Annotated in this window: 2 protein-coding genes; both read right to left on the bottom strand. The window is 76.0% G+C overall.

Going from position 1 to position 3,965, the window contains the following annotated elements; translation table 11 throughout:
- Positions 1–171, bottom strand: a 171-nt coding sequence (locus LP52_RS29060; RefSeq protein WP_157036472.1) for a polyketide synthase docking domain-containing protein, incomplete at its 3' end; no start/stop codon positions are given.
- Positions 172–276: 105 nt separating this feature from the next.
- Positions 277–3,965 (bottom strand): SDR family NAD(P)-dependent oxidoreductase (locus LP52_RS24665; RefSeq protein WP_157036471.1); only part of this gene is annotated, 3,689 nt, incomplete at its 5' end.

Below are 3,965 nucleotides of genomic sequence, written 5' to 3'. Positions count from 1 at the left end.
CGGCGAGGCCACACCCCCCGGCAACCGGCAGCCGATCCCCACGATCGCGATCGGCTCCGCGGCGGCTGACTCCGCCTCGTGCAGCCGGGTCCGGGTCTCCTGCAGTTCCCGGGTAACGCGCTTGAGGTAGTCGAACAGGCGCTGTTCGTCGTGGCTGCGCTCGTCGGTCATGTCTGCCCCTAATCAGTGCTCGCGGGTCGAAGCGCCGCCCTCGGCGGCCGTGGCGGGATCGGGTCGGCGTCGGATCGCACCGGCGGGTGCCCGAGTGCGCATCCCTCAGGTACCGAGTTCGCGGTCGATGAAGGCGAACAGCTCGTCGCGGGTGGTATCGGCCAGCGGGTCCGTCTCCCCTGCCGGCTCGGCCTGGGCGAGGGGGGCGCGCCCGCACGCGCGAAGCAGCGCGCGCAGCCGCTCGGGCAGGCCGGATGCGTTGAGGCGGTCGGGGGGCAGGTCGCCGATCAGCTTCTCCAGCGCCGCGATCTCCGCGGCGCCGGGTTCGCCGTGGCCGGCGTGCTGTGCGGGCTCGGTGTCGATCCCCAGTTCGGCGCGCAGGTGTGCGGCCAGTTCGGGGACGGTGGGGTGGTCGAAGGCCAGCGACGGGGACAGTCGCAGCCCGGTGGCGGCGGCGAGGCGGTTGCGCAGGGCGACGGCCATCACCGAGTCCAGGCCCAGGTCCGTGAAGGGCCGGACCTCGTCGACGGCCTCGGGCGAGGCGTGGCCCAGTACCTCGGCGACGCATCCGCGCACCAGCGAGCGCGCCTGCCGCTCGCGCTCGGGCGGAGCGGCCGCGGCCAGGCGTCGACGCAGGGGTTCGGCGGGGTCGGAAGGCGGCTCGTCTCCGGCGCCGGCTCCCCCCGGCTCCGGTGTTGCGGCCGAGTCCGCGACCGCCGAGCGGGCTTCGGGGATCTCGTCGAGCAGGGTGGTCGGCCGCGCGGCGGTGAAGGCGGCGCCGAACCGCCGCCAGTCGATTCCGGCGACGGCGAACGCCTCCCGGGTCTGCCCGACCAGAGCCGGCTCCAGCACGGCGGTGGCGGTTCGGGCGTCCATGCCGGGCATGCCGTGGCGGTGGAGCAGTGCGGCCACCTCGTCTGCTTCGGCCATGCCGCCGTTCCAGGCGCCCCAGGCGATCGCGGTGGCGCAGAGGCCGTGGGAACGGCGGTGGCGAGCGAGCGCGTCGAGGTAGGCGTTGCCCGGCGCGTAATTGCCCTGCCCCGATACGCCGAACATCCCTCCGACCGAGGAGAACAGCACGAACGCCGACAGCTCCGCTCCCGCGGTCAGCTCGTGCAGGTGCCAGGCGGCGCCCGCTTTGGCCGCCAGCACCCGATCCATCCGCGCGGCGTCCAGTTCGGCGACGGGCGCGTCGTCGAGCGCCGCGGCGGCGTGCACGATCGCCGTCAGCGGGTCCTGCGCGGGAATCCCCTCCAGCAGGTTCCGCAGGGCGGTGCGGTCGGCGACGTCGCAGGCGGCGACGGTGACACGGCTGCCGAGGGAAGACAGTTCCGCGGCGAGCTCGGGCGCCCCGGGGGCGGCGAGCCCGCGGCGACTCGCCAGAAGCAGATGCAGATCGCCGCCTCCGCGCTCGGCCAGGAAGCGGGCGGTGCGGGCGCCCAGGGCGCCGGTCCCTCCGGTGATCAGCACCGTTCCCGCCAACGGCCGCGCACTCGGCCTCGCGGCGTCCGACGTGCGTGCGGTGGTACGTACCACCCGCCGGGCGTAGGATCCGCTTTCGCGAACGGCCAACTGGTCCTCGCGGCCGGGCGCGCACAACGCCGCGTGCAGCAGGTCGGCGGTGTGCCGACCGGGGCGGCGGGGCAGGTCGATCAGACCGCCCCAGCTGCGCGGGTGCTCCTGGGCGGCTACCCGGCCCAGGCCCCACACCAGCGCCTGGGCGGGGGCGCGCAGGGCGTCGCCGCTGCCGATCGCGGCAGCGCCGGAGGTGGCCCACCACAGCGGCGCGGTTAGCGCGCTGCCCTCCACGGCCCGGATCCAAGCCGCCGCTGCCGCGGGTCCGGTGTCCGCGGTCGGCGGTGCGGCCGAGGCGTCCTCGGCCACGGTGAGAAGGCTCAAGACCCCGGTGAAGCTCCCCGGGTCGCCGATCCGGCCCAGCAGCGCCTCCGGTCCGCCGCCCTCGCACCGGCCGACAGGGACCTCGACGGATTCGGTGCGCAGGCCGCGCTCGCGCAGCGCGTCGTGCCATGCGTGCGCGGTACCCGAGCCGGTGTCCGCCCGCGGCGGCAGGAGGACCAGCCAGGTTCCCCCGGCGGGCGGCGCCGCCCGGGATACGGGGACCCAGTGCTCGCGGTAGCACAGGCCGTCGAGTTCGGCGCGCTCGCGGTGTTCGCGGCGCCAGCGCGCGAGCGCGGGCAGCACGGGGTCCAGCACGGCGGGATCGGTGCCGACGTCGGCGGCCAGTGTGTCGGCGTCGCCCTCGGCGACGGCACGCCAGAACCGTGCGTCGGCGGGATCGGTCGCGCCCGCGGCGGCGCCGGCGGCCTTCGGGGCGGGCTCCAGCCAGTAGCGGGTGCGGTCGAAGGCATAGGTGGGCAGGTCGACGCGGTTGTGAGAGTCCTCGGCGTAGACGGCCGGCCAGTCGACCTCGGCTCCGTGCGCGTGGGCCTCGGCCAGGGACGCGAGGAAGCGGCGCCGACCGCCGTCGTCGCGGCGCAGCGTGCCCACGACGGCTGCCCGGCGGGTACGCCGGCCGTTTCGGGCGGTGTGGCCGGCGACGCGGTCGGCGGCCTGCTCGATGTCCATGGCCAGTACCGGGTGCGGACTGATCTCCAGGAAGAGTCCGTGGTCCTGCTCGGCCAGCGCGGTGATCGCCGTCTCGAATTCGACGGTGTTGCGCAGGTTGGCATACCAGTACTTGGCGTCCAGCTCGCCGTCGGCGACAGGGCGGCCGGTGACGGTGGAGTGGAAGGCGACGCGCGGGCGCCCCGGGGCCAGGTCGGCCAGGTGGGTCAGCAGTGCGGGGCGTAGCGCCTCCATGTGCGGCGAGTGGGACGCGTAGTCCACGGCGACCGCGCGCGCCCGCACGTCGGATGCGGCGCACTGCTCCAGCAGTTCCCGCACGGCGCCGCCGTCGCCGGAGACCACGGTGGAGCGGGGGCCGTTGACGGCCGCCACCGCGAGGGCCCCGCCGCGGTCGCCGATCAGCTCGCGCACGCGTTCGGCGGGAAGAGCCACCGACGCCATCGCGCCGTCGCCGGCCAGCTCGCGCACGGCACGGCTGCGCAGGGCGGCGATCCGGGCTCCGTCCTCAAGCGACAGCGCGCCGGACACGCAGGCGGCGGCGATCTCGCCCTGGGAGTGGCCGACCACGGCGTCGGGGCGCACCCCCGCCGCGGTCCACAGCTCGGCCAGGGCCACCATGACCGCCCACAGCAGCGGTTGGACGACGTCGACCCGGTCGAAGGAGGGGGCGCCGGGCTCTCCGCGCAGGACCGCGCCGGGCGCGAAGTCGATGTGGGGCGCGAGCGCCTCCTCGCATGCGGCGAAGCGTTCGGCGAAGACACCGGAGGACTCCAGCAGACCGGCCGCCATGCCGTGCCACTGGGCGCCCTGCCCGGGAAAGACGAAGACGGTCTTGCCCGGCGCGTCGGCACGGCCGAGCACGGCGTGGGGCGGGGTCTCGCCGCGGGCCAACTCCGCCAGTGCGTCCAGGTTGCGGGCGCGGTCGCCGCCGAGCACGGCGGCGCGGTGCTCGAAGTGGGCCCGGGTGGTGGCCAGCGAGAACCCGACGTCGTCCGCCCGGTCCTGCGGGTCGGCGCTCAGGTGCTCGTGCAGGCGCCGGGCCTGGGCCCGCAGCGCCGGCGCCGAACGCCCGGACAGCAGCCAGGGCAGGCACGCGTTGTCTGCGGCCGGATCCGCCGCGACCGCGCCCCCGGTGGAGGCACCGGCGCGGTCGCGTTCGAATGCGCGCGGACGGGCGGCCGTCTCCGGGGGTTGCTCGACGACGGCGT

Source organism: Streptomonospora alba (assembly GCF_000826685.1).
GTDB classification, from domain to species: domain Bacteria; phylum Actinomycetota; class Actinomycetes; order Streptosporangiales; family Streptosporangiaceae; genus Streptomonospora; species Streptomonospora alba.
The sequence above is the reverse complement of the archived record's forward strand: the minus strand, read 5'-3'. Positions and strand labels throughout refer to the sequence as shown.